This is a genomic window from Anaeropeptidivorans aminofermentans (genome assembly GCF_940670685.1).
In the GTDB taxonomy this organism is placed as follows: Bacteria; Bacillota; Clostridia; order Lachnospirales; family UBA5962; genus Anaeropeptidivorans; species Anaeropeptidivorans aminofermentans.
Map to the genome: position 1 here is coordinate 3,281,181 of NZ_OW711693.1, position 26,179 is coordinate 3,307,359.

Consider the following 26,179-nt stretch of genomic DNA (forward strand, 5'->3'; position numbering starts at 1 on the left):
AGAGCATTGAATGCATTGCTGCTTTTTGCCGCAAAGTTTAGTAAAACAAGATTAAGGTAGTAACAAAAACCTATTTTTCATAAACGTCTTAAAATATAGAATCACTATTTTAAGCCATTCAAAATATACGGTTTTTGTTCCACCAATGCATTGTTTTGCTATGGTTCGTAACGCTTGATAAGCCTTCCACCGTTAGGCCTGTAATAATATCTCCTACGGAAGTTCCCATTCGGATTGTATTATAGGTGGCGATAACCCATCCTTTATCCTTACTGCTCAGCTTCTTTTCGTAGGGTCCGAAATTTACTTTGCTCCATTCGTCATGGGATTCTAATATATCGTATACAGCAAGCCTCTCCTCTATATCAGGCAGTATTTTAAACATATCATAGTTCAAAAGAAAGTCCATTTTCTGAACTGCCGCATCCGTAAGGGGCTCTTTCTCAAACATCTGCTCCACTATAAGCTTGTCTGCATATCTTCTGTAGAGTTCTTCCGTATATTCGGGGGCTTTTTTTAATTCCTTTCTTATTTCTTCTTTGCTTATATAGGTTTTCGTAGGATTATAGAAGAAGAATAAGTCTTCTGCCGAAAGCATCTCTTTAAGAAAACTTATAAGTTCTTTTTTGCTTAGAAGAGGTTCTTTGACCTTGCTGTTTTTATCCTGTGAAACCAAAGCCCCCTTTCTTAAAGATTTATACTACGGCAACATCAATCCAAACGAAAAACCATTCATCAGATTCAGAATATAGTAAAGACATCAAAATTGTGTTCGGAATAGAGGAAAAATTACTCACTCTCTTGAATGACACAGAGAAAGAATTATTTCAGACTTTTTCAAATGCCCACGGAAATATGAACCGGGTTGCTGTAGCTGACGGTTTTGTGGACGGATTCTGTTTGGGAATGCGGATTTCCGTCAAAGTCCTGGAGAAGCAATTTTAGGAAGAACACAAAAAGCCTACGAAACCTAGGCTTTTTGTGTTGAATAAATAGCTAAACAGCAACAAGTCTAACATATGATAAATGTAGAGTTTAGGCTATTCTTCACCTTCTACCCATACCTCTTCACATTTTACAGTTAACCACCTAGGATTATCATCGATTGTTTTTATGCTAACTTCAAATAATCCATTATTGCTCTTAGCTAAACAATGTGTGATTGTGTACCAGCTAAAAACGTATGATTGTAGCTCGATTTTTGGTATGTCACTAAAAACTTGGGGCATATTAAATGCTGCTTCTCTACAGTTTTTAAAGCGTATTGTTAACTCTCTGTTCTTATTTCTGCCATCTTGAGTATCCCAATAATAATCAACTGCAACCAGTAAATCTAGCATATTAGAATCCCAATTAATACTGTTCACAATACTATCTGTAAAATCAAAATTGCTATTAAAAACGTCAAAATCCTTTGTAAGTATCAAACTATCACCTCTTATTGTCCGAAATAAAAATGGGTTAAATCTCTTAATTCTTGTTTAGTAGCATTGCTTGGGAATAATCCGTTATTATCTAAATAGCCGCCACCTTTGTTTTGAACTCTAAAATACGGAGTACCCTCCCCTGGAGTTGCATGGATTCTTACTTTTGTTCCGGTTGCTGGGTCAGTAAGAATTGTTGCAGGCCCACTTTTGCCTCCGCCTGCTTCAACTGTTTTTGTCCATCCGGAGTTTTCAAGACTATTGATTAATTCGTTTGGTTTAGCATTTTTTCCTATACTGTTAAAGTCCTTGCCCGTCCATTTTACGTTCCCCGTGCCCTCAGTGCCTTTACCATCTCTAATCCCAATTGCATTCGCCCCTTCCAGGGCCTTATTATTACTTACATAGAACTCTTTTATCTCTTTGCCATATTCAGTGCCTTGAAGGAATTCTTCTTTAAAATATTTATCGACTTCTTCCATTTTTTGAAGAGCATTGAATGCATTGCTGCTTTTTGCCGCAAAGTAATTTGTAACGCTTGATAAGCCTTCCACCGTTAGGCCTGTAATAATATCTCCTACGGAAGTTCCCATTCGGATTGTATTATAGGCGGCGATAATCCATCCTTTATCCTTACTGCTCAGCTTCTTTTCGTAGGGTCCGAAATTTACTTTGCTCCATTCGTCATGGGATTCTAATATATCGTATACAGCAAGCCTCTCCTCTATATCAGGCAGTATTTTAAACATATCATAGTTCAAAAGAAAGTCCATTTTCTGAACTGCCGCATCCGTAAGGGGCTCTTTCTCAAACATCTGCTCCACTATAAGCTTGTCTGCATATCTTCTGTAGAGTTTTCCCGAGGCAAAGACATCAAGATTATGTTCGAAATAGAAGAAAAATTACTCACTCCTTGAATGACACAGAAAAAGAATTGTTTCAAGCTTTTTCAGATGCTCGCGGCAACATAAGCCGAATCGCAATAGCTGATGGTTTTGTGGATGGGTTTTTGTGCCGGAATGAGAATTGCTATTGATGTTATGTTGAAACAATTCTAAACAATACAGAAAAAGCCTAAGATTTAGGCTTTTTCTGTTGAATAAATATTTAATCAACAAGATAAACATTAAAAGGCTTGGATTTCCCTCCCACAACACACCGCTCTACTTCCTCTTGCCAAAATGGAAGTACTGTTTCTTTAAGGCTATCCATAACTATTGCCTTTATTCTTGCATCTTTTGATAAAAATTGGCTATAGCTATAAATAATTAAAGTATATCCGTCGCTGTCAAGCCAACTTAAATCTCGAATCCAATCTAAATACCTGTCGATACTGTCAATACAAGTGGTTGGAAATTTCATTTTTTCCTCAATTTTTAAAATATAATCATTCCAGGATTGAACATCTACGCCGTTTATTTCTACAAGGTATGTTAACGGTTTCTTTTTTATCTCTTGAACTATCTTTACTATCTCTGCTTGATTGATATGAAAAATCTTGTTTTCAAACATAAATTCAACTCCTATTTAATTTTTATGAATGTGCTGTAATGGTCACTTGTGTAATAAATTGATCCATCACTTCCAGTCAAAAATCTCTGTGCATCTCTGGTAGCTCCCGGAATATAATTATTTACATCAAATTCTTTATAAGTTATTGGATTCCCTGCGCTATTCGTTGTTGGGAGTTTAGAATCAAAGTTATTATACTTTGATCCAGCAGCTGTGCCTTGTGTTTGCCCGCTAAAATTTCCCTTCCAACCATTTTTCTCATATCCATTATATGCTTTTTGAGCATTGTCAGGTAGATCATCATAACTTCCATTTTTGATTACGTTCCCCGCGCCCTCAGGCCCTTTACCATCTCTAATCCCGATTGCATTCGCCGCTTCCAGGGCCTTATTATTACTTACATAGAACACTTTTATCTCTTTGCCATATTCAGCGCCTTGAAGAAATTCTTCTTTAAAATATTTATCGACTTCTTCCATTTTTTGAAGAGCATTGAATGCATTGCTGCTTTTTGCCGCAAAGTAATTTGTAACGCTTGATAAGCCTTCCACCGTTAGGCCTGTAATAATATCTCCTACGGAAGTTCCCATTCGGATTGTATTATAGGCGGCGATAATCCAGCCTTTATCCTTACTGCTCAGCTTCTTTTCGTAAGGTCCGAAATTTACTTTGCTCCATTGTGAGATTCTAAAATATCGTATACAGCAAGCCTCTCCTCTATATCAGGCAGTATTTTAAACATATCATAGTTCAAAAGAAAGTCCATTTTCTGAACTGCCGCATCCGTAAGGGGCTCTTTCTCAAACATCTGCTCCACTATAAGCTTGTCCGCATATCTTCTGTAGAGTTCTTCCGAGGCAAAGACATCAAAATTGTGTTCGGAATAGAGGAAAAATTACTCGCTCTCTTGAATGACACAGAGAAAGAATTATTTCAAACTTTTTCAGATGCCCATGGCAATATGAGCCGAATTGCCATAGCTGATAGCTTGGTGGATGGTTTCTGTTTGGCAATGAGAATTACTATTGAAGTCATGGGAAAACATAATTAAGGTAAATACAGCGCAATCTCCCTTGTTTACAAATTGCACTTTATAATTGGAAATATTTATGAAACTTCCTCTATAATCTTTTTTGAACGTTTACCAAGTAATTCTGTCAAATAAGTCCTTTCTTTGAAGAGATATGCTGTGCTTTCAAAAACACTCAGCGATATTACTTCGTCAACGTATTTGTCATTGAGACATAGTAAATCTTCAATAAAGTTGAAAATATTAGTTATTTCTTGTCTATCATTTTGTAAAATGCACTCTACTAGATAAGGCGTAAGGACATCACCAAATACAGTATGAGAACCCGTACTATCACCCTCTTGCCAGCTAATCTCGTCATCATATCTTTCACGAAGTTTTGGCAAATGTTCTATTAATTTTTTGTTAAGATCATCGCTTTTCAATTAATTTCCTCCTAACGCATTTTTTAAATCATTTAAAAGCTTAGTGGCAATATCCAAATCACTTTGATTGAGAGGTTGTTTATTGATAATATTTTCAAGATTGCTCACTCTTTCCATCGCTTTGCGTATATGTGATTTGCCTCCAACCAATTCACCTGTAGATAGTTCATGTCGTACAGCATCTGCTAATCCGCCATCTCCTGTTTTAGCACCTGGTCTATAAGTTTCATTAATGGCATTCTTTAGTTTGTCATTTTGTGCTGAGTTTAACAGCTTATCTCTTATACTCCCCGTGCCCTAGTGCCTTTACCATCTCTAATCCCGATTGCATTCGCCGTTTCCAGGGCCTTATTATTACTTACATAGAACTCTTTTATCTCTTTGCCATATTCAGCGCCTTGAAGGAATTCTTCTTTAAAATATTTATCGACTTCTTCCATTTTTTGAAGAGCATTGAATGCATTGCTGCTTTTTGCCGTAAAGTTTAGTAAAACAAGATTAAGGTAGTAACAAAAACCTATTTTTCATAAACGTCTTAAAATATAGAATCACTATTTTAAGCCATTCAAAATATACGGTTTTTGTTACACCAATGCATTGTTTTGCTATGGTTCATAACGCTTAATAAGCCTTCCACCGTTAGGCCTGTAATAATATCTCCTACGGAAGTTCCCATTCGGATTGTATTATAGCCTAATTAGCTTCTCTCCAAATTACACCACCATCATACAATTTAATTTCTAATGGTGGATTTTGCATAGATATCTCAATCAAACTACCAACTTCAAAATCTAGCCTCTCGGATGGAGAACCTAATATATTTGATACACCAAATACGCAAGAATAAAATTCTTGGTAATCATCATCATCCATATCCAATCCATTGTCTGTTTCAAAAATTGTATCAATTTCACCCTCTATTTCTAAATTATTTTGCCATTTGATAATAAGCTTTGTCCCATTTGGGTACTTATTTATAGCTTTTATTAGTTCGTCCATGTCTTTAACCTCCATTTATGGCCTTGCCGGAACAATATGAGCCTGACCCTTGCTATCATAGTGTATTATACCTTTCGTTGTATCTGTGTAAGTTCCGGTGGCTTCATCATAATATTGACCTATCATCTTTCCAAAATCTATGCGTTCTTTAGTAGCCCCGACTAGTTGCCCTGTTCCCGCATAATCATCAAGTAATTGTTGTGGATTTTCTGATAATATACTTCTAGGTTTTCCTTTGGCAACTTCTTGATTATAATTATTTGTTCCGGGTATATGTTTGTCTTGTTGCCCTTTATTGACTTTAATACCGTTTGGATTTGCCTTACTCCCCGTGCCCTCAGGCCCCTTACCATCTCTAATCCCAATTGCATTCGCCCCTTCCAGGGCCTTATTATTACTTACATAGAACTCTTTTATCTCTTTGCTATATTGAGCGCCTTGAAGAAATTCTTCTTTAAAATATTTATCGACTTCTTCCATTTTTTGAAGAGCATTGAATGCATTGCTGCTTTTTGCCGCAAAGTAATTTGTAACGCTTGATAAGCCTTCCACCGTTAGGCCTGTAATAATATCTCCTACGGAAGTTCCCATTCGGATTGTATTATAGGTGGCGATAATCCAGCCTTTATCCTTACTGCTCAGCTTCTTTTCGTAGGGTCCGAAATTTACTTTGCTCCATTCCCTGTGAGATTCTAAAATATCGTATACAGCAAGCTATCCTCAGTCTCTATAGCAGACGGTTTTGTGGACGGTTTCTGTTCAGGAATGAAAATATCGCTTGAAGTATTACAGACGACGAAATAAAAGCAAGAGAAACGCTCCTAAAAGGAGTTTTTCTCTTGCTTGAAAACAATGACCTTAAGCTATTTCAATTTTTTTGCATATGATTTTTCCACCTAAAGGCCAAGCTGAAATTTGAATAATGAAAAATTCCTCCTCTTCCAGAATTTCCACATCTTGTATGAAGTATTTATAATCTAAATCTCCATCGTTTCTTTTGCCCTTACTATAAGTTTTGTCATGTTTTAAGGAAATTTCAAAACAATTATTAAATTTACATACAACAGTATCTGAACTATTTCCAACAAACGTAATAACGACATTCTCAAACCAATCGTCTATTATAATACTTTCTATCGCAGTATCAATGGCTCCAATTTCTATCAATTTCTTCTCTAAATCATGCATAAATAAACACCTCGTCTTTCTAAATTCTATCTTGGTATATGTGCATCAATACTATTAGCTGGAACTATGTTTCCGTTAATGTCAAGTGCATTACCGACATCATCAAAAATATGCATATGTGGATATGTAGTAACTTTATCTGCTGGATCAATCCTAATTCGATAATTTCCACTACTATCCTTTATATGTGTAAATCTACCATCGGGACTGCCACTGTAAGTCCAACCATCAGGTAACGCTTTCTTGATTTGATCAGGTGTAAGCTTGTTTAATTCACTTGGAGTCATGTTATTAAGCTTCCCCGCGCCCTCAGTGCCTTTACCATCTCTAATCCCAATTGCATTCGCCGCTTCCAGAGCCTTATTATTACTTACATAGAACTCTTTTATCTCTTTGCTATATTGAGCACCTTGAAGAAATTCTTCTTTAAAATATTTATCGACTTCTTCCATTTTTTGAAGAGCATTGAATGCATTGCTGCTTTTTGCCGCAAAGTAATTTGTAACGCTTGATAAGCCTTCCACCGTTAGGCCTGTAATAATATCTCCTACGGAAGTTCCCATTCGGATTGTATTATAGGCGGCGATAATCCATCCTTTATCCTTACTGCTCAGCTTCTTTTCGTAGGGTCCGAAATTTACTTTGCTCCATTCATCATGGGATTCTAAAATATCGTATACGGCAAGCCTCTCCTCTATATCAGGCAGTATTTTAAACATATCATAGTTCAAAAGAAAGTCCATTTTCTGAACTGCCGCATCCGTAAGGGGCTCTTTCTCAAACATCTGCTCCACTATAAGCTTGTCTGCATATCTTCTGTAGAGTTCTTCCGTATATTCGGGGGCTTCTTTTAATTCCTTTCTTATTTCTTCTTTGCTTATATAGGTTTCCGTAGGATTATAGAAGAAGAATAAGTCTTCCGCCGGCAGCATCTCTTTCAGAAAACCGATAAGCTCTTTTTTGCTTAGAAGAGGTTCTTTGGCCTTGCTGTTTTTATCCTGTGAGACCAAAGCCCCCTTGACTATTTTTTGGCTTTCTTCTGCTAAGAAACTGTCGTTTCCCGTGATAATATCGCATTTGCAATTGGGGTGCATAGGGGGCAGGTTTATTCCCGTTTCGGCGCCGCTTATACGTAAAATGCTTCCGTTGAGCGCCTGACATTTTTTGCATGCTCCGGAAGGCGCAGTGCTGAACAGGTAGTTTTCATAGCCTTTAAGGCTTGCCAAATATAAAGCGGCTTTTATTTCCTTTTCCTGAACCTTGTCCTGAACTTTGTTTATAAAGCTTTCCGTTCCCTTATCGAATATCCGGTTAACCCAATTTAAAATTCCGTCAAGGCTGTAATTTTTTCCTGAATACTTGGTTATTGCTTCTGTAATATCCTTCTGCAGGCTTCTCATGCTGATTTTTCCATAGTCCTTAAAATCAGCGTCGTTTATTGCAGCCTTTTCCAGTGCAAAAACATAAAAATCTTCTATATAGCCGTTTATTTTTTCGTTCAGCAGCAAAAGCTCATATTCTTTCCCAGCTTTTGAAGAAGTATCATAATAATTCTTTACGGCATAATTTATGTTTTTCTTTACACTTAAGGCCTCTATGCGTAGCGCATCTCCAATATCACGCAAATAGTGATTCCCTCCTTTAAATTATACAATGAATCTGCTTTTATTCCAACAGACCGGGGCGTTGGATTAAAAGATTGACAAGACTTTTTTAAATAGCTTTGACGGAATAAAGATAAGTAGATATTGTATAACCGAATAAACAATAAGCCCTCGATTCTTAAAGCTTATCTACGGTCTGATTTTTCATAATATCGAACTATCTTTTCTATAAACTAATTTGAAATGGGTCTATAAAAGTCTCATGATTTAAGGAGGAGAATTATATTTTAGCTATTTAGCGGAAATATTTTATGCTTCTCAAACTAGGCTGTATCTAAAAAAGGATACACGCAGAAGCCTGTATCCCTTTTTTAACAAATGTTCATTATATATTGAACAAACTCTTTAATTATCTTAAATATAATTTTCATGAACAAAGCTCATCAACACATAAAGCCAAGTATACCCTAAGTACACAGCGCACATTTAAACCGCATCTGTATTGTTTTCTATGTTTGCTCCTGCTTTTAGTAATAATATATACTTATGCAACTGCACAAAGCAGAAAATGATTGTGCAATTCAAGCTGTAACATTGTATTCAATTGTGCTACTATATAAATAGAATATCTCTATAATAAGGCGTATTGCAGATAAAGATGAGGGGGAGTAATATGGAAAAGGCTTCAACTGTATATAAAAACGGCAATATAATTACATTAGATGAGAATAATACCATTGCAGAGGCCGTGGCTGTAACAGATGACACAATTATTGCCGTGGGCAGTTTTAACGAAATGGAGCGATATATCAGCCGAAATACGGAGATTATTGATTTAGGCGGTAAAACAATGCTGCCCGGCTTTTACGATTCTCACAGCCATTTGCTGAGCCAGGCGGCAAACAGACATTATGTTGATTTGTCAGCCTTTGGTAATGATAATATAAAGTCCATCAGTGACTGTATTGGGCTTCTGAAAGAAAAAGCGGATAGTACGCCTGAAGGCCATTGGGTTTTAGGCTTGAGATTTAGAGACATCAGCATGGCGGAAAATCGTCCCCTTACACGAGACGATTTAGATAAAGTCAGCACAAAGCACCCTGTTTTTGTGCTGGAGGCCTCCTCCCATGTGGCATATGTAAACAGCTATGCCCTTGAAAAATCGAACGTATCCGAAAGCACAGCCGACCCAGACGGCGGCGTGTTTGGCAGATATGCCGGAACTGCAACGCCAAACGGCATTATTGAGGAAGCCGCCATAAAATATTTTACCAATGCCGCAGGGCTAAAGCAGCCTTCTCCCACAAAAGAAGATATCAGCAATGTTACCTATCAATACGCTAAAGCAGGTGTTACGACAGCCAATGACGGCGGAACCACTTTCGAAACATTGGAACTGGCATTGGAAGCCGCCGAACAAAATCAACTATTCACAAGAATCGTAGTCAATGTTACATGCCCTCATTCCGGTATGTCCGTAAAAGAAACCTGCCGTAGGGCAAAGCAATATAATTATAATAAACAGGTTATCTTCGGCTGTATGAAAATGATGCAGGACGGCTCTATTCAAAACGGAACCGCTTATCTGACAAAACCTTACCATAATAACAAAAACGGCGAACGAGGCTATCCATGGTTGGAGAAGGAAACACTTGCTGCTAATGTAATAGAGGCCGCAGAAAACGGCTTTGCTGTTCAATGCCATTGCAACGGTGATGCCGCAATAGACGATGTACTGGACGCCTATGAGGCGGCCATACAAAGATGTAATATAACCGATGGACGGTTCACGCTGGTTCATGCTCAGACAATTCGGCCCGATCAATTGGAGCGTGTAAAGCGCCTAGGCATTGCCATAACATTTTTCGGCCCCCATATTTACTATTATGGCGACAGGCATTATGATACTTATTTAGGGCCGGAACGGGCGGAACGGATGAACCCCTATCACGAAGCGATTACCATGTGCATTCCCACAACAATACATACTGATGCCCCTGTTTTCCCTCAGGACCCGTTATTCTGCATATGGTGCGCTGTAAACAGAGTCACGGCAGAAGGGCGTATCCTTGGGCAAGAGCAGCGAATCAGCCCACTTGAGGCCCTTAAGTCTTATACAATATATGGTGCATATCAATATCATGAAGAAACTATCAAAGGCTCCATAGAGTCAGGCAAACAGGCGGATTTTGTTATACTGAATGAGAACCCTCTTGAATGTAATCCTATAAAAATAAAGGATATAACGGTATTGGAAACTATTGTCGGTAACAAGCAGGTATATAAACTATAGTGTGTTTTTCAAGAATTGCCCAAGTTCACATATGTGAACTTGGGCGATTCTTTTTGTCAAAGCATACTGCTTCAGCTTTGTATTGAATTTTCACCGGAAATTCAAGGGCATATGGTAAATTTATTATGAAGAAATAGCAAAAGCCTATTCCAAGCAGACTCATTGCTATCAAACAAAAACAAGTTTGATAACAATAAGAATACACTCACTTAAAAAAGGGTACGGGCTTGCACCTATATCCTTTTCTAAGTTCGCTCCATATAAAACCATGACTTTCCTTCGGAAACATAGTGAAATTGCCTTTATACTGCAATAAATCATAAGGCTTTCAATATATAAAATCAAATAAAGACAGTTCCATAAAAGGCCATTTATTATATTTCTTCTAAAACGCATTTATGAGACTGGGTATAGTCAATCTGTTTTTATACCTTTATAAATATGTAGTTTTAAGGGACATAAAATAAGAGAAAAGCAAATTGACACTGCTGCTCTTTCATATAAATTCAAGCGATATACGGCCTTGCTACTGTTTAACTTTAAATTTACTATAGAGATTCCTTCAGCAGGGAATAAAATTGCTGGCCATTCTTAATAAGTAACATCTCAGCATACAAACTAACGGCTGATGGTCTTCTGGAAAGTTACGGCCATAAAATTAACCTTAATGCACTCTCTGCAAATGCATTTTTGAAAAAGAAAAACAGCACCTTTGATTGTTATTTTTAAAACCTCTTTGGGCTGACTTTGTTCTGTTTAGACCTGTAACAGTTTTTCTGCTAAAGCAGTGGTTTTTTATTTCTGTTGAACGGTTCTGTTCTCGTACTGCAAAGAATTGAGGCAAGCAGGCTTCATTGCATATCTAAGTTAATTTCAGTGTGCATCTTTTTACTGCGGAAGTATTGATTTCTTTATCATATTCTTTCAAGTTTCTCAACCGTCTTATCATTTACAATATTTCCAGTATTTAATGTACTTTTGGGTTCAATTAAAAGAACATGAACTTCTTCAGGGGCAACTGGCATATGCTCAATTCCTTTTGGAATAATAATGCTTTCCCCCTCCTGCAAACATATATCTTTATCTTTGAATTTTACTGTTAATATACCTTTTACTACATAGAACATCTCATCTTCATTATAGTGAGTATGCCAAGTAAATTCGCCCTTAAACTTAGCAATCTTTACATAAGAATCATTGAGTTCTCCGATAATCTTGGGGCTCCAGTATTCATTAATAAGCTGAAATTTTTCTGCCAAATTAATTTTATCCATTTTCTGCACCTCCTGTGTCATTTTCTTTTTTATATTTTTGCCGCCACCTACAGGGTAAGCCCATCATTTCTGCAAATCAAACAGGATAAGCGTTGGCAATGAAATTTTTTACTGCTTTCTTGTAAAAGCAGCATTTTCAAATTACAACTATTCTCAACAGCGAAAACACTTCTATCTGCATAATATTGGCCTTTGGTATATGTCCCCACCGCTGGAATTTCAGTGCCATCAATTTATAATTAAAATGTCTGAACCTAAAAGACCCTCTATTAGCTTATCGGAAAGTTAAGGATATTTTTGAAGGCAGCCTTTGCTACCATATCCTTTTCTTCAATAAATCCTGTATAAAAAGCAACAACCATATCACTTTTTATCTTTTTCATTAGTATTAATAAGCCAGTCACTTGAAGCTTTAATATATCATTCTGTTTTAGAGTCAATGATTCTATTCTCCTAAATCTAATAAAAAGAACTTATTATTTTTTGCTTGCTTCTCCATTACATAGTCTAAGTATAAATCTTCATTATAATATTTTACACTCGCCTCTCTTTCTCTTGAAAATAAGCAATTAATTTTGTAGTTTATTTTTATCTGGATATGAAATTCTCTATTGAAGTTATGGAAAACAATATTAATTCAACAAACCCACAAAACTCCTATCTATCGGATTTTATGTATTTACGTTAATTATTGTCAGACAGTTATCTTTATACAGTTTTCTAAACCATTCCTTATATTCAGATTTTGAAGCCCTATATATTTGAAAATTTCACTTTGCCTTGTTTCGTGTTATTTTGCCAGTTCCTATGAGCATATCTGCTTTGTTATTAGCAGCACCAAGAACAAACCTCACAATACTCAAACAACGGCCCATCTCCAAAATCACTTTCAAAAATATAAAATTCATAACCAGGCACTTATACTTTTCATTATATACCTACATTTACTCACTTTGGTACATATTTGCTAATTTGCTCTGACCAATAATTGAAACTTGGCCCCGATTTAAAATGTATTGATATTCCGCCGTACTGATTTATTATCCCAAATTTATTTCATATACTCCCTGGCAAAACAAATGATTGTGTTGTTGAAGCGGGTAATTTTTCTAAACTCATATCTCAAAATCCAATAAAAACAAAAAACTCAAGGCCTCTTAAAAACCTTGAGTTTACTTCATTTGTGAAAGCTGGGATGGATGGATTTGAGCCATCGAATGCAGCAGTCAAAGCGCTAATAAGATAAGTAACTTATATGTAGTCTTCCTCATTAGAATATAAATACGGTATGATACTAAAACCTGCGTATTTTCAAGGTCCTTGGGTGTCAATTCTAAAAACAGCATAAATTTATAAAAATCGCTTAAGGCATCTTAGCTTGATAAAATCATGGCAAAACAAATAATATTTTATTTGCTCTTTTAATATATTAAGCGTCTTAATACCATAGCCAGTTATGCTCCGTCCGCAGATAAAAATACCCCTCTGTAATGGCGGGATAAAATCCGCCACAGCAGGGTCTTAACTCTCTGTTTTCGGGTAATGCTGATTAAGGTTTCATTCATACTCAAACCTCTATCTATCACCATTTCCTGCATGTGGTTTAATAATTTTTTAAGGTTTATTATAAATGAGAAACAAACAGAACCTAAATCTCTTAGTCGGCTTAGGTTCTGTTTATTTACATCATTAATTATTGTTCTTAGAAAAATGCAGTTTATATTGAACTGAAGGGTATAACTCTACTATATGATTCATTTTACTGTTAAAAATATAGCTGATGCGTAATATTCATTATAAATAAATCTATCTAGTAGCAGCCAAATGATTTTACAGCATGATTATATTTATGTATTGTATATAATCGTATAGAGAAAGCAGCGGGTTAATTTCTTAATAATATTTTTTCTTCTTGCATCTTTTTGTGCCTTACACTAAAATCGGTTTTCTGCTTCCTTAACCTATCTGATTGCATAAATAGTTCCACAGCGGAAAATCATTACTGTATATCTCATATGTATAATTTTCGGCGTCTTTGGAAAAGCAGATTGCGGCAGGTACCATAATCTGAAAGTCAAAATCCATATTATATTGTTCCGCCATTCTTTTTCGCAATGTACTTGCAGGCTTTCCATATCCGGCAACAATCCTCTATATCAAACAGAACGGCTTTAATTCCCATAATGGTTAGCTCCTTTCAAAGCACTTTAGATATAGCCTGTTTATCGTAAATACCTAGAACTTATCAGGCTCCATCATGCTTTTCATATATCCGTTCATATATAGAATCTGCTCTTTGCTTAAGCTGATGTGCTCCTCAATATTGTCCTCATGTATTATTTTGCCGGAGAAAATTATTGATAAAATTAGCGGAAGGTTCATGCCGGCCACAACATGGACAGGGTAGATTTGGGACAGCTTTACTGCAGCTTGATTCACGCTGCCTCCCATAATATCTGTAAAGATTAAAATATCCTTCTCATTAATGGCGCTGATTTTTTCTGTTAAAACCTGCTCAAAATCCAAGCCATCCTCATAAGCGCATATGTAAAAAACCCGCTCATCAATAGCAGCATCAAAAAATTTTAAGGTGTCATACATGCCTTTGGCAAGGTTGCTGTGAGACGCCAAAATGATTTTATTCATACTTTATCCTCCAAAATGATTTAATACATTGGTGATTAAGCTTTGCCGGCGCTTCCGCAAACCTCAATTTTATTCATGACATATTTCTTAACTTCTTCTCTGCCCTTTGAGCTGTATTTTTTGGGGTCAATGGTATCAGGTACTTCCCTAAGGACCTCACTAACACCTTTTGAAAAGGCAATCCTTAAATCGGTAGCATAATTCACTTTGCAGATTCCCCGGTGAATACACTCTCTAACCGTATCATCAGGAACGCCTGAAGTTCCATGAAGCACAAGGGGTATGGTAACCACTTTTTGAATTTCACTTAGGCGTTCCAAATCCAATTTGGGAACCCCTTTATAAATACCGTGGGCGGTTCCTATGGCCACTGCAAGAAAGTCAACACCTGTTTTTTCAACAAACAGCTTTGCCTCTTGCGGGTCTGTATAGCGGGCTCCGCCGCCGTCCAAGTCATCTTCTTTACCGCCTACCTTGCCAAGTTCAGCCTCAACCGGAATACCCGATGAATGACAGGCCTCCGCCACCGCTTTGGTAACAGCAATATTCTTATCAAACACTTCATAAGAGCCGTCAATCATAATAGAAGTATATCCTGCTCTAAACGCCTGCATGGCAAGTTCGAAACTGTTTCCATGGTCTAAATGAATAGCTATGGGAACGCTTGCCTTTTCGGCTGCCGTTCTTGCATTGGCATAATAATATTCCAGGCTCCCATACTTTATTGTGGTCGGCGTTGTCTGTAATATAACAGGCGACTGAAGTTCTTCCGCGGCAGCCACTACTGCCTGTATCATTTCCATATTCTCCACATTAAACGCTCCGATGGCATATTTACCTTTCTGAGCGTCCAGCAATATTTTTTTTGTTGTCACAAGCGGCATAGCAAACCCTCATTTCTATAATCTATATATCTTTTCATTTTTAATAAGATTTTCATAAACGGCATTATCAAAATTACCAGTTTTTGTGAAAAGTGCACTGGCTGCTGCAATGGCAACTGCATATTTATTAATACAGCATCTCGCTTTACCCCGTATAGTTCTAAATCTATAATGGATTCCATTCTCATTCAGGAGTAATTTCAGATATCTCCCGTTAAACCCGCCGATAAACCCTGCTCTGCACCTACTCGCCGCATTTTAAACTTCTGCCGACATTGAGGCCCTTTCCGCCGGCTGAGTTTTGGCACGACGACTCTCGCATTACTGCATTGCTTTCGATTGGATATTCATAGAATATACTTTATCAATGGCGAATTTACTGTGATTGTTATTGTCACTTTTACTGCCCGGCAAAAGATAGAGAGAAGAATTTTTCCAATATCTTTGTTTATAAAGTAAGGAATGAGTCAAAACAGGCTATATTTTGACTCATTCCTTTAATGCTATGATGCTATCGGTAAGAAAAAGGGCAGCCCTTCAATCAATACGATGATGATGCCGAAAAGCAATAAATAAAACATCAGTTTCGTTGTGCTGATCCCTTTTTTCATTAAGGCGTACACACCAAAGGCCAAGCCAAGAGGCAAAAGCTTCGGCATCAAACTATCAAATAAGGATTGAACTTCAAAATGAGTCTGGCCAAAATTGAGTGTGATAGAAGTCGTAAAATTTATCATACTTGCAATCATGGCGCCAACCACCGTTGTACCAATAAGCCTTGCGCCACTGGTTACTTCTTCAATGGCTCCGCCGGACATGGCATTTGACAAAAACTGTACACCCTGCTTATAGCCAATATCCAACCCCTTCCAGCGAATGATAAAATGAGGGATATTATGTACTAATAGGAATATAATAGGGCCAAGAAAGTTGCCTTCAAGGGCTAATGCAACACCAAGCCCAAGGCCGATGGTGCGAAGGGTTCCAAAGAAAAGCGAATCTCCGATGCCTGCAAGCGGCCCGATAAGGGCTGTTTTAATACCTGTTATGGCGGATGCGTCAAAGTCCGAATTTTCATGTTTTTGTTCTTCCAGCGCAATAACAGCCCCTGTGATAAATGTTACAAACTGGGGAGAGGTATTAAAGAACTCTGTATGGCGCAGCAGCGCCTCCTTCAGCCCTTCAGGGTCGTCATGGTATATTTTTTTAAGTGCGGGAACCATTCCGTATAAAAATCCTACAGCCTGCTGCCTTTCATAATTGAAACATCCCTGCAACGCCAGGGAGCGCCAGAAAGTAGAGCGAAATAGCTTTTTATCCATTATTTCAGACATAATTGTCCCTCCTATGCATTTGCGGACTTTTTATTCAGATACTGGACATAAACAATAATCACTGCCAATATAGTTATGCCAAGGGTCGACAGCCCCATAAATGCAGACAGCAGGAACCCTAAAAATAGATAAGGGGCAGTTGATTTGTCAAAAAGGAAGCTCATAAGCAGTGCCATACCAAGGGCCGGCAGTAATGAACTGGAGCGGGTTAATCCATCCAATATAAACTGCGGGATATATTCGATAATACTCTGAACTAAATCAGACCCGAAATAACAGCCCAGAAATACAGGAACGGCCGTTAAAACAAAGAATACCCAGGCACCATACCACATGGTTCTGTCACAGCCTTTTGTATCGCCTTCCCTAGCATATCTCTCAGCCATATGATTAAATTGCGCATTAATAACGCGGCTCAATATACCTAATGCCTGGCCGAGTATGGCCATTGGCATCGCCAGCGCCATAACCTGCTCTACACCTAAACCGCTTTTAATTGAAAGGACCACTCCTATAACGCCGCCAATCAGTGCATCTGGCGGTGTTGAGGCGCCAATGCCCACGATTCCGAGAAATACTAATTGCAACGTTGCGCCCATAATCAATCCAGATTGCGGGTCTCCAAATATCAACCCTACTAAAACTCCCGCTACAACGGGTTCATGCAAAAGATTTTGGCCGAATATACGCCCGTCCCAGCGAAGAAGTCCTGCCAATATCGAAACTAAAATACACTGAACTAAAAACATAGAATTCACCGCTTTCTATAGTCTATCTGCCATTTTAAAATGGCCGCCGAACACTACAGTAAGAAAACAGAAAAAATAAAATCATGCTGGGGCTTGTCCAGTTTATATTTTATAAAACAAGCCGTTATGCCTTTTATTTATTCCATATTGATAAAATGTCGTTATAGAGTAATTTCTTATCGGATGTTGTCGCTTGCAGATAAATATTTTTTCCAAGGCTGTGAATTGATTTAATGTCTTCCATTTCGGCCTCATTTAGAAAAAACTGCATGCCAATCTTTTTCCTTCCGTCTGCCGACGGCATTGCGCCGAGATTAACGTCGGTAATGTCACAGTTCTTTGCCAGCTTCAATGCTTCCGCTGTCGTGCCGGTTACCAGCAAAATACTTTTCCGTGCATTCTGGGCGTCATTTAAATAAGAAATCGTATCGGAAGTCGATAGGATAACCAAAACTGTATTTTTAGGCTTACCGAGGTTTAATGTCATGTGCATCAGCTGATCATTTGCATATTTATCCGATGCTACCACAATAGTATCCGCCAGCGTGTGGGAAACCCAAAATACTGCGACCTGCCCATGAATCAAACGGTGATCAATTCTTAATAATTTTATCACTGCCTTTTCCTCCCTCCTTAAATATTTATACCTATATTTCATAAAATGCTTAGGCTATCATACCTTACTGCTCATTTTTTGATGGAATGCAGGGTCGCTCGGTACATTGGGATTGATACCCTTATCCTTTGCAATACGATAAGATAAAATTTGAAGCGGTACGATATACTCCATTGTATAAAAATCAGCATCATCAACGAAATCGTATAAAAAGGCTTTTTTATCTTTTATGCCGCTTTTCTTATTGCCAATAACAAAGTTATGTTCCGTTTTCTCACTGCAGTAATCTTTAAGTTTTAATATACGCTCAGCATAAGGCCCTTGGCTCATTACATATACCATATAACAATCCGGATTAATGGAATGATATATTCCGTGCATGAATTCTTCCAACTCATACCAGAATACTCCGAACCTTCCGTTCTCAAGTATTTTTAATGCGCCTTCCTGTATATTGCCAAAGTTATCGTCATAACCAATTACCAGCATACGCTCTGCCTGCTTCATTTCCTCGGACTGGAGGTCATACCAAGCGTCCGCGGCTTCAGCAATGGGGGTTAGATTGTCTGCCGTTTTTAACATCTGAGCTATTTTTTCTTCATATTCTTCTTCTGTTATGTATCCCCATTTTCTGGCGGCTTCAATAGCACAGAGCATCAATATCGTCATTTCCGTAATATAGCTTTTTGATTTCGGGCTGACATCTTCAATACCATAATCAAGGAATAAAATATCATCGGCGTACTTTGCGATTTCGGAATCCCTGGCATTGGTAGCCGCCAGCGTATAGAATCCGTCCCTTTTTGCCTTATCTACCGCTTTTATTGTGGATACGCTACCGCCAGTTGCTGAGATTGCAATTAGTATATTACCTTCATCAAAAAACATCTCGCTGTCAAGAAAGCGTATTGGATAATGGACAATTACCTTTTTTCTTAACAGCTTTTCCATCATTCTTCTGGCTGAATGACCTGAATAGCAACTGGTGCCTGCCCCGGTAATATGAATTGTATTGCATTTTTCAGGGTCAAAGTAATCTACAAACCCTTTGACGGCTTCCTTTCTATTCTCGATTACTTTGCGAATAACTGCTGAAGACTCATGGATATACTCATGCATATCCCCTTTGAATGTTTTCATAATATTCATCCCTTCCGATAAAAGTATGTACTAATTATATATTGTCTTTACATTTTATTCAATTATAAATTATAATGTAAATATATTTTGGTTTATATGTATAAATAAATTCATTGCTTTTGTGCACAATTAAAATTTAGTATGTATTGATTTAATTGAAAATAGTGTATAATATAGCTACTTATCATGGCATTGTTATATTTTACAAATAAAATTACACTGCTAATTGAAGAAAGAGGTTATGCAATGAAACAAGCGAAGCATGAGGAGATTCAATCCTATATAAAAAAGCGTATCATGTCCGGAAGTTACCCTGTAGGCCACCAGATTGAAACAGAAGTGCAGCTGTGTGAAAAATTTAAAGTGAGTAGACAAACTGTGAATAAAGCTTTACAAAGCCTTGCAAATGATGGTTATATTGATAGAAAGCGCGGAAAAGGCTCTTTTGTTATAGGGCCTTTTGTTCAAAAAAGTATGCGCCGCCATACAAGCTTTACAAAAGACTTGGAAAGTGTAGGCATAAAACCAGGGTCACGATTGTTAAAATATGACTATATAAGTGCAAAAGACGAGCCGGAAGTCGCATCCGCATTGCGGCTCGCAGAATCCGATTTTTTGCATTATTTTATTCGATTACGTACTGGAGATAATATTCCCATAGCTATCAGCTATTCTTATTTATCTGCACAGGCTGTTCCCGAAATTGACTTTTCAGCGCTTTCTTATTCTCAGGACAAGATGCTGCAGGACATGAATATTCATCATAGAAGGGCTATTTATCAGCTCAGCGCCTGCTCTCCCACCGAGGCGCAAATGAAACTTCTGGAAATAGAACACCATACTGCCCTTTTCAGAAACCATCATATAACATTTAACCAATATGACATCCCTTATGAATATGTTGACACCTATTATATAGGCTCTAAATATACCTATAATATTGAAGTGAGTACGGAACTATCTGAAGTTCAAGAGCAAAATGAACAGGAAAAATATAAATAAAACTGTATAAAGTATATTTTTGAACCGCTGATATAAGTGTTTCCCACAATAAAAGGTACATAAATTTACCGTGTGGTGTAAATGCCTCTTTACGCTATGAGTATCGTATAGGTATTGGTATAATAAACATAAAAAGCAGCAATTCACCTAAGCTTAAGTGAATTGCTGCTTTTTATGCCATTTATTTCTTTAAAAGGTTTTCGTCACCAGAGTTTAGATTGCAAAAATCTATTTGAAAACAGTAATGAAGCATAAGTTTTGTTAAATCATCACTTAGAAATCCACACTGTCTCTTAAAACATATGCTACCGCCATTGCCATGTCATCAGATTTAGTTCGAATTAGTACGCCGCCACTATAATTAGAAATTCTCTTTAGCTCTTTAATCAAATATTTTGAGTTTTTACGCTGAAATACCCGAAGAAATGCTATGTTGAGTAAAGAAATGCCTCTCACCCTGGGAATAAATTATTGTTTGTGCGTATTCTTTAAATATCCGATAAATCAAAGGAAAAATTATTATAACTATTAATTTTCTTCTTTAGCGATATTGTTTGTGCATAGATATTGGGCAAAATAAATCTAAAAGCCCCTTCCACATTTTCAAATATTGGTTGCAAGTGAAAGCCTTTATAGGCGCTTATAGTTCTACTTAGGCCTGTTCGAAGGTATTTTTGTACTCTTAGCTACTGTACATAAATCCCAAAGCATCTTGCTCCTTGCGACGTTCCTTTTGAAAGCATTCTTTTATCTGTACTTTGCTATAACCAAGCTTTTCACAAGTTTCCCGATGACTGTGCCCTTATTTTTAGAGATTTTATTTCTTCCTCAAACTTTTTTGCTTACCCTATACTCTCAACATAATTTTACCGGCTCTTGTAGTTTATATCCTATCAACAAGAGGTGGGTGGCTGCAATGTCTATTTTTATTGGTATAGTATATTAAGTCATATGGATAAAAGCAGAGCCATCTTGTGTATTATCGAAAACAAAGTCATATATATAAATGGTGTCAATACCGTATTCTTTTGCATATTCATTTTTAAGGCCTGCTGTTGCGGCACCATAATCCGGCTATAATTTCCTTCCTTCTGAAGCAAATTTACTACCTGGTCATAGTTAATATCTTCAAATGTATCAATTTCCTGACGTGGCGTGTCATTATTGGAATGAGTGTTAAAATCCCCAAACATGTATTTTTCTCAAATCCATAATCAATTGAAGAAAACTGAACGGCTGCTTTAGGCTTCTCCTGGCAGCTTCAACAGATTTCTCACTGCTTCCGCTGTTATTGCTTCTGTTAGTGCCTTAAGTGTATTCTTTTAAATATAGGTATTGTATACATAAAGTAAGCAGTAGTATGGCCTACATGTTTATGCTTTTTTGCAAAGCTTTCAAAGGCTTTTTGAACGGGAATATAAGTTAAAACGAAGGACTTTATTCAAAAAATGTGAAGAAAACTCGGGGTTGTTATAATGGCAAGAAAAATCACACTAGAATGTCGAGCAAAGCGAAAAGAACTGTTTGAATTGTTACCTCATGAGCCGGTAGCACGGATACCTATGGTTTTCCACTAATATGTAGCTAAGGGGGGTAAGCTTTTTTCCGGACTTACACCACATAATTTTATTGTTCTATTTGCACCTTTTTGACTTTACACAAAGTTTGGGATTTTACTAACTATGAAGTCTGGTAATTAATGATAGCATCTTCAGCAGCCGCCTGCACTCATCACTGCGTCCGTACGGTACTACCAGCTAGATCAGTTTTTTAGACTTTGCGTTGAGTGTTTCTTCTATAGCTATCCCATATTCTTTACTTCCCCATTAAGCTGTACAATTTTCTAGGGCAGGTTTACCTTTATCTGGAAAAATTATCAGAGCTATAATCTTTTAATAACTTTTCTATAGTATACATCTTTAGACCCATTGTATTCAAGAATCTCAAACCCATGCTTTCTGTAAAAGGCATAAAGGAGTTCTTTATGGTTGCCATGACAATAGACCGGTCGCTCGTTATTATATGTTTCCTTAAAAGCGTTTTGCATACCCACATCGGCGGCAAAGCTCCTCGCTGGGTTGGCGTGCCGAAAAACCTTTATAAAGTGCCTGTGCACGTTCACCAGACAGTATTTGAGCAAGTGGCGTTTGAAAAATGCTGCCCAGTGCAATATCGCCTCTGCTATCCAAACAACAAGGCACGACAGTGCCATTGCTCAGTACGGCTACCTGATTACGCAGCCCATGGCAGAATATGGGCTGCTCCGTGGGAGGTTCAGTCATGCTCGGCCACGTAAAACGAGCCGCCTTTCCAAGAAAAAGTTGCGGTGCCAGCATTGTATTACCGCTTTCACAGATTTTAATTCGTGCTGCTTCCTGTGCAGCATTGTTTAATCCTAAAAGACGGCATAAGGGGGCGAAAATAGCCTCATTATCAATGTCGTTTACACCTAGATTCCACAGCCTCAGTTCACAAAAAATTCCTTTGTCTGTTGCCGCTGTAACAAACGATGCCACATCTCGCAGATACTCCTCTTTGTGATATGTGCTATCAGGCTCCATGCTGTGTAATGATATGCTTACCTTTCGTAGTGCAGGTGCATCCAGCAGTACTTTCTGTGTTTTTGCAAGCAATGTACCGTTTGTGGTAATGTTTACACTCATGCCGAAGTGATGTGCCGCACTTAAAAATGTTTCCAATTGCGGATGTATCAGAGGCTCTCCCAGTACGTGCAGATAGATGTGGTTCGTATACGGCTTTGCTTGCCGAATTATATATGAGAACTCGTCAATACTCATAAATCGTGGTGCACGAACGTTGCCAATGCAAAAACTGCATGACAAATTACACATATTCGTAATTTCAATGTAGATACGAGAAAATTTTTTCATAAGTTTGTTCACCTTTGCTGATTTTGTATAATTAAAATATATCCTTGTAGTGTCCTCAGACAATTTTTAAAAACTAAGAGGTTTCAAAGCACTAAACTCATTGTTTGAACAAAAGAAAAAGCCAATAAACATTACTCTTAGCCGTAACTCTGTGCGTAAATAAAAGGGGTTCCCTGATATTATTTTAGCTGAATTAATGTTTATTTATAGACAATTTCATTTTAAACAGTAACTTGGAGTTCTATCATGATATAATCTTAGATAGAAAAGTCATGGCCTTTTTTGTTTCATAGTCGTACAAAGAAACAGAATTTCTATTTATTTTACCCTCATAATGTTTTTTGCTTCCATAATCATAACCCGAAAAGAATTATTGCTTATTTTTAAATCAATATGTTTTTTCAGACCATAATTATACAAAGAGTATTGATTTTGCGATAATAGGAACCAGTTACATAACATTTTTTATTATAGTCATAAACATTAACACCATTTTGATTTACCTCACCAGAAACATTTACATTTTTTCTTCATATGAATATATGCTTGAGACATTTTTGTTAGAAATCAATATAAATGCAATTACAGATATTATTATACGTTGCTCTTTTGTCATTTACTATCCCTAAAAATTAATGATAACGACACTTCTCATTATTGCTATAATAAGCCACAAATAGCTATGTAGTTTCTCCCTATCTTGTGCCATTATAACTTTAAAATTTCTGTTTACGCTCATATCTGACATACTTTTCTTTTATTATACTTATTCATCGAAAGATTTTCCACCCTCATACCAAAAGAAGCAGAAATACCTTCTTATTTTAATTTGGGTATTTGGAATATATAATTATATACTAAGAAAAATGTACTTTTGACAAACTAAAAAAGGATATAATTACAGCTCATATTCCTTTTAGAAAGCATTTACAAGCGGCATGCTTAATAATATTAATTCCATTTAGGACAATTTTTATCAATAAATCATATCAAAACACAAAGAAAAGGTAATGCCAACCTAAAACCGTGGCAATATCGTGGCAAACCCCTCAAAAATCAACAAAAAGACAAAATAAAAAACTCAAGGTCTATAAAAAGCCTTGAGTTTACGTTATTTGTGAAAGCTGGGCTGGATGGATTCGAACCATCGAATGCAGGAGTCAAAGTGCAAATAGCTATTTTTTAAGGCATATTTGTAGGGGCCTGGTGATGCTGATTAATGCCTATCAGATCTAGGAAATAAGCCGTTTTTAATGCAAATACGCTAAATATCAAACAAATAAAAAGAAGAATTATAATAATTATTTTTTTGCATTTTTTTACACGGCCTCGCTACTGAAATTATTTTTTAAAATAAAAGTATCCTACATATACCCTATATAATTTATCATAAAACTTAACTTAAATAGTCCTTAGTTTTAAAGAAAAAATTTTCAGCTCTTAACGGCATATCTTGTTTTTTTGCCAATGCCAATTTTATAAATCAAATCTTTTTCCTGCATTTCTTTTAACAAGTTGATTGCATAAGTAGTGCCAATGCCTAAAGCCTCTTCAACATCAGAACGTGTGATTTCTTTCTTTTTGTCAAATAAATTCAATATAGGTAAGTATTTTGCTTCCACAGAGGATACTATTTGTGCATGGATGTTTGGCAAAGTAACCCTGAAGGCGCCTTCTACAGTTTCAAATTTGGGCTGTAAAGAATGGCCTTTATAAGAACTTATGATTTTACCTAAGCCTGTGACCTATGCTTCAATTAATTTTACATGATAAAATATATTTGCCAGTTTTTCATTTCTCGGTTGTGATGCACCGAGCATTGCCGTTTCTAAGGATAAGCCCAGAATTAAACCGCCTAAAGAAATAAATTCCAGCCTGTCAGAATAGAGATTAATAAAGGTACTTCTGCCAGTCTCTGTGAACGATAGCATTAAGCAATGCCTCACGAACGTCATCTTCTGGATAGTCCTTTCATCTGTACGGAGTAAGTCTTGAAAGGTTGCCTTTGTTCTGTTATAGAAATAAATAGTTTTATAGGCCGCATTAACCTGGGTGAATAAAGAACCGGTTAATTCTCTTCCGTCTTTAAATACCAGTTTATCCGTGCCTTGGAAAATGGCAAATTTAATAGAACGCTTACACTGATCAGATACTAATAAAGCCATATTTGTATATATTGTTGGAAGAAAGAATCCCTATATTCTTCATCTGAACAGGGCTGAACTCTAAGTTTCGCTTTGCCATCTCTCCTTTTAATGCATGAAAAGTAAGTTCTCGAATTAAAGAGCGGTTACTTTCAAAGGTATCCCCGTCTGTGTCTTTTATCATCATGCGAATGGCATCTTCAGAGACAGGGGCAGAGGTTGTTCCGTTTCGAATGTATATGCCTGAGACTTTTAGCCTCTTCTCAGATAAATAATAAGGCTTTTTAGTGCCTTGGCTTGTTATTTTGATAATACTTTTTCCATCGTCTTTTACTACTTCAATGTTTACAAACATAGATAAATCAGTGCGAATACTGTCTCTTAGAGAATTTGATATTGATGCGTTACAAAACCAGCTTTGCCAACACCGATTACTTTACCGTCATCTCAAAATCCTATATATATATTGTGCCGCCATTTGTATTAGCAAAGGCAACAATCTCTTTCTTTAAATCAGATATATATACTTCTTTTAATCCAACAGATAACTGATTCGCTTTTATATAAGTCCATGGTATCACTCTTTGTAACAGTTAATATCACTTTATAACACTAATTCAACACAAAAAGTGATAGAAATCAAACAAATATGTATGATAGCTTACAACAAAAAGATATTGTCCCTTATTTTTGCCACAATCATTACTTAAGTTGCGCAAAATAATCTTTTGCTGGCTCAATATTTTCTGAATACGATCTCAAGATTTCCTTCGTTTGATTTTGACCATTTGGGAATACATATGAATCTGAAAAATCATTATAAGCCGTTCCATTTTCTATAGCTTTTAGCAGCGTATTTTTATCATTCGTATTAATATACCAGCCGCTCAAATCCTCTACATACCAACCTGTGTCTGTGTCAATATAATCATTACCCTCACCTGAATCAATTATGAATATTTTGCCGTTCTTTTCTGCTTGTTTCATTACAAATTCAATAAAAGGTTCCTCGTTTAACATTAAA

General features: G+C 36.8%; 29 protein-coding genes. 4 read left to right on the forward strand and 25 right to left on the reverse strand.

Going from position 1 to position 26,179, the window contains the following annotated elements:
* Positions 1–118: 118 nt before the first annotated feature.
* Positions 119–676, reverse strand: a complete 558-nt coding sequence (locus tag NBX03_RS13925; protein ID WP_250228381.1) for a hypothetical protein — start codon at positions 674–676, stop codon at positions 119–121.
* Here NBX03_RS13925 and NBX03_RS16230 point away from each other — a divergent pair.
* On the forward strand, positions 667–945 hold the full coding sequence (locus NBX03_RS16230) for a DUF6809 family protein (protein WP_408628544.1): 279 nt from the start codon (positions 667–669) through the stop codon (positions 943–945). The two genes, NBX03_RS13925 and NBX03_RS16230, sit on opposite strands and share 10 nt — an antisense overlap.
* 95 nt (positions 946–1,040) lie before the next feature.
* On the opposite strand, the gene NBX03_RS13930 is transcribed toward NBX03_RS16230, so the two are convergent.
* The 5 genes from NBX03_RS13930 to NBX03_RS13950 all read right to left on the reverse strand — a co-directional run bounded on the left by NBX03_RS13930 (position 1,041) and on the right by NBX03_RS13950 (position 3,744).
* A complete protein-coding gene (locus NBX03_RS13930) occupies positions 1,041–1,427 on the reverse strand; it encodes a hypothetical protein (RefSeq protein ID WP_250228382.1) in 387 nt (128 codons plus the stop codon).
* Positions 1,428–1,438: 11 nt separating this feature from the next.
* The gene (locus NBX03_RS13935) at positions 1,439–2,239 is read right to left on the reverse strand and encodes a hypothetical protein (RefSeq protein WP_250228383.1); all 801 of its coding nucleotides are present in this window, start codon (positions 2,237–2,239) and stop codon (positions 1,439–1,441) included.
* Positions 2,240–2,531: 292 nt separating this feature from the next.
* The gene (locus NBX03_RS13940) at positions 2,532–2,936 is read right to left on the reverse strand and encodes a barstar family protein (RefSeq protein WP_250228384.1); all 405 of its coding nucleotides are present in this window, start codon (positions 2,934–2,936) and stop codon (positions 2,532–2,534) included.
* Between the two features lie 11 nt (positions 2,937–2,947).
* Positions 2,948–3,487, reverse strand: coding sequence for a ribonuclease domain-containing protein (locus NBX03_RS13945; RefSeq protein WP_250228385.1), 540 nt, complete (start codon positions 3,485–3,487; stop codon positions 2,948–2,950).
* Between the two features lie 113 nt (positions 3,488–3,600).
* On the reverse strand, positions 3,601–3,744 hold the full coding sequence (locus NBX03_RS13950) for a hypothetical protein (RefSeq protein WP_250228386.1): 144 nt from the start codon (positions 3,742–3,744) through the stop codon (positions 3,601–3,603).
* Between the two features lie 66 nt (positions 3,745–3,810).
* Between NBX03_RS13950 and NBX03_RS16235 the strand changes: the two genes are divergently transcribed.
* Positions 3,811–3,987, forward strand: coding sequence for a DUF6809 family protein (locus NBX03_RS16235; protein ID WP_408628545.1), 177 nt, complete (start codon positions 3,811–3,813; stop codon positions 3,985–3,987).
* 56 nt (positions 3,988–4,043) lie between these two features.
* On the opposite strand, the gene NBX03_RS13955 is transcribed toward NBX03_RS16235, so the two are convergent.
* The 6 genes from NBX03_RS13955 to NBX03_RS13980 all read right to left on the reverse strand — a co-directional run bounded on the left by NBX03_RS13955 (position 4,044) and on the right by NBX03_RS13980 (position 8,203).
* On the reverse strand, positions 4,044–4,391 hold the full coding sequence (locus tag NBX03_RS13955) for a DUF7674 family protein (protein ID WP_250228375.1): 348 nt from the start codon (positions 4,389–4,391) through the stop codon (positions 4,044–4,046).
* Between the two features lie 281 nt (positions 4,392–4,672).
* A complete protein-coding gene (locus NBX03_RS13960) occupies positions 4,673–4,831 on the reverse strand; it encodes a hypothetical protein (RefSeq protein WP_250228387.1) in 159 nt (52 codons plus the stop codon).
* Between the two features lie 253 nt (positions 4,832–5,084).
* Positions 5,085–5,390 (reverse strand): hypothetical protein, encoded by a 306-nt coding sequence (locus NBX03_RS13965; protein WP_250228379.1) that lies wholly within the window; start codon positions 5,388–5,390, stop codon positions 5,085–5,087.
* Between the two features lie 15 nt (positions 5,391–5,405).
* The gene (locus NBX03_RS13970) at positions 5,406–5,942 is read right to left on the reverse strand and encodes a polymorphic toxin type 50 domain-containing protein (RefSeq protein ID WP_250228388.1); all 537 of its coding nucleotides are present in this window, start codon (positions 5,940–5,942) and stop codon (positions 5,406–5,408) included.
* 306 nt (positions 5,943–6,248) lie between these two features.
* Positions 6,249–6,578: a hypothetical protein gene (locus NBX03_RS13975; protein WP_250228389.1), complete on the reverse strand. Its 330-nt coding sequence runs from the start codon at positions 6,576–6,578 to the stop codon at positions 6,249–6,251.
* Between the two features lie 26 nt (positions 6,579–6,604).
* Positions 6,605–8,203 carry a structural protein gene (locus NBX03_RS13980; protein WP_250228390.1) on the reverse strand — a complete coding sequence of 533 codons (1,599 nt, stop codon included), beginning with the start codon at positions 8,201–8,203 and terminating at the stop codon, positions 6,605–6,607.
* 652 nt (positions 8,204–8,855) lie between these two features.
* Between NBX03_RS13980 and NBX03_RS13985 the strand changes: the two genes are divergently transcribed.
* Complete coding sequence (locus NBX03_RS13985; protein WP_250228391.1) at positions 8,856–10,475, forward strand: amidohydrolase; 1,620 nt, start codon at positions 8,856–8,858, stop codon at positions 10,473–10,475.
* A gap of 914 nt (positions 10,476–11,389) precedes the next feature.
* On the opposite strand, the gene NBX03_RS13990 is transcribed toward NBX03_RS13985, so the two are convergent.
* The 8 genes from NBX03_RS13990 to NBX03_RS14020 all read right to left on the reverse strand — a co-directional run bounded on the left by NBX03_RS13990 (position 11,390) and on the right by NBX03_RS14020 (position 19,118).
* Positions 11,390–11,749, reverse strand: a complete 360-nt coding sequence (locus NBX03_RS13990) for a cupin domain-containing protein (protein WP_250228392.1) — start codon at positions 11,747–11,749, stop codon at positions 11,390–11,392.
* 1,956 nt (positions 11,750–13,705) lie between these two features.
* Complete coding sequence (locus NBX03_RS15890) at positions 13,706–13,834, reverse strand: hypothetical protein (RefSeq protein WP_267134858.1); 129 nt, start codon at positions 13,832–13,834, stop codon at positions 13,706–13,708.
* Positions 13,835–13,984: 150 nt separating this feature from the next.
* Positions 13,985–14,395, reverse strand: coding sequence for a PTS sugar transporter subunit IIA (locus NBX03_RS13995; protein WP_250228393.1), 411 nt, complete (start codon positions 14,393–14,395; stop codon positions 13,985–13,987).
* A 35-nt stretch (positions 14,396–14,430) separates the two neighbouring features.
* Complete coding sequence (gene fba / locus NBX03_RS14000) at positions 14,431–15,279, reverse strand: class II fructose-1,6-bisphosphate aldolase (protein WP_250228394.1); 849 nt, start codon at positions 15,277–15,279, stop codon at positions 14,431–14,433.
* Between the two features lie 503 nt (positions 15,280–15,782).
* On the reverse strand, positions 15,783–16,613 hold the full coding sequence (locus NBX03_RS14005; RefSeq protein WP_250228395.1) for a PTS system mannose/fructose/sorbose family transporter subunit IID: 831 nt from the start codon (positions 16,611–16,613) through the stop codon (positions 15,783–15,785).
* An 11-nt stretch (positions 16,614–16,624) separates the two neighbouring features.
* Positions 16,625–17,362, reverse strand: coding sequence for a PTS mannose/fructose/sorbose/N-acetylgalactosamine transporter subunit IIC (locus NBX03_RS14010; protein ID WP_250228396.1), 738 nt, complete (start codon positions 17,360–17,362; stop codon positions 16,625–16,627).
* 133 nt (positions 17,363–17,495) lie between these two features.
* A complete protein-coding gene (locus NBX03_RS14015) occupies positions 17,496–17,978 on the reverse strand; it encodes a PTS sugar transporter subunit IIB (protein ID WP_250228397.1) in 483 nt (160 codons plus the stop codon).
* Between the two features lie 57 nt (positions 17,979–18,035).
* A complete protein-coding gene (locus NBX03_RS14020; RefSeq protein ID WP_250228398.1) occupies positions 18,036–19,118 on the reverse strand; it encodes an SIS domain-containing protein in 1,083 nt (360 codons plus the stop codon).
* 246 nt (positions 19,119–19,364) lie between these two features.
* On the opposite strand from NBX03_RS14020, the gene NBX03_RS14025 reads away from it, so the two are divergent.
* A complete protein-coding gene (locus tag NBX03_RS14025; protein WP_250228399.1) occupies positions 19,365–20,120 on the forward strand; it encodes a GntR family transcriptional regulator in 756 nt (251 codons plus the stop codon).
* A 2,030-nt stretch (positions 20,121–22,150) separates the two neighbouring features.
* On the opposite strand, the gene NBX03_RS14030 is transcribed toward NBX03_RS14025, so the two are convergent.
* The 5 genes from NBX03_RS14030 to NBX03_RS14045 all read right to left on the reverse strand — a co-directional run bounded on the left by NBX03_RS14030 (position 22,151) and on the right by NBX03_RS14045 (position 26,175).
* A complete protein-coding gene (locus tag NBX03_RS14030; protein WP_250228400.1) occupies positions 22,151–23,011 on the reverse strand; it encodes a radical SAM/SPASM domain-containing protein in 861 nt (286 codons plus the stop codon).
* Between the two features lie 1,433 nt (positions 23,012–24,444).
* Entirely contained in the window at positions 24,445–24,666 is a 222-nt protein-coding gene (locus tag NBX03_RS14035; RefSeq protein WP_250228401.1) for a hypothetical protein, read from the reverse strand.
* Positions 24,667–24,756: 90 nt separating this feature from the next.
* The gene (locus NBX03_RS16240) at positions 24,757–25,176 is read right to left on the reverse strand and encodes an ATP-binding protein (protein WP_408628546.1); all 420 of its coding nucleotides are present in this window, start codon (positions 25,174–25,176) and stop codon (positions 24,757–24,759) included.
* Positions 25,157–25,510: a putative DNA binding domain-containing protein gene (locus NBX03_RS14040; RefSeq protein WP_250228402.1), complete on the reverse strand. Its 354-nt coding sequence runs from the start codon at positions 25,508–25,510 to the stop codon at positions 25,157–25,159. Before NBX03_RS14040 ends, NBX03_RS16240 begins: the two co-directional genes overlap by 20 nt.
* A gap of 347 nt (positions 25,511–25,857) precedes the next feature.
* Entirely contained in the window at positions 25,858–26,175 is a 318-nt protein-coding gene (locus NBX03_RS14045; RefSeq protein ID WP_250228403.1) for a hypothetical protein, read from the reverse strand.
* Between the last annotated feature and the right edge of the window lie 4 nt (positions 26,176–26,179).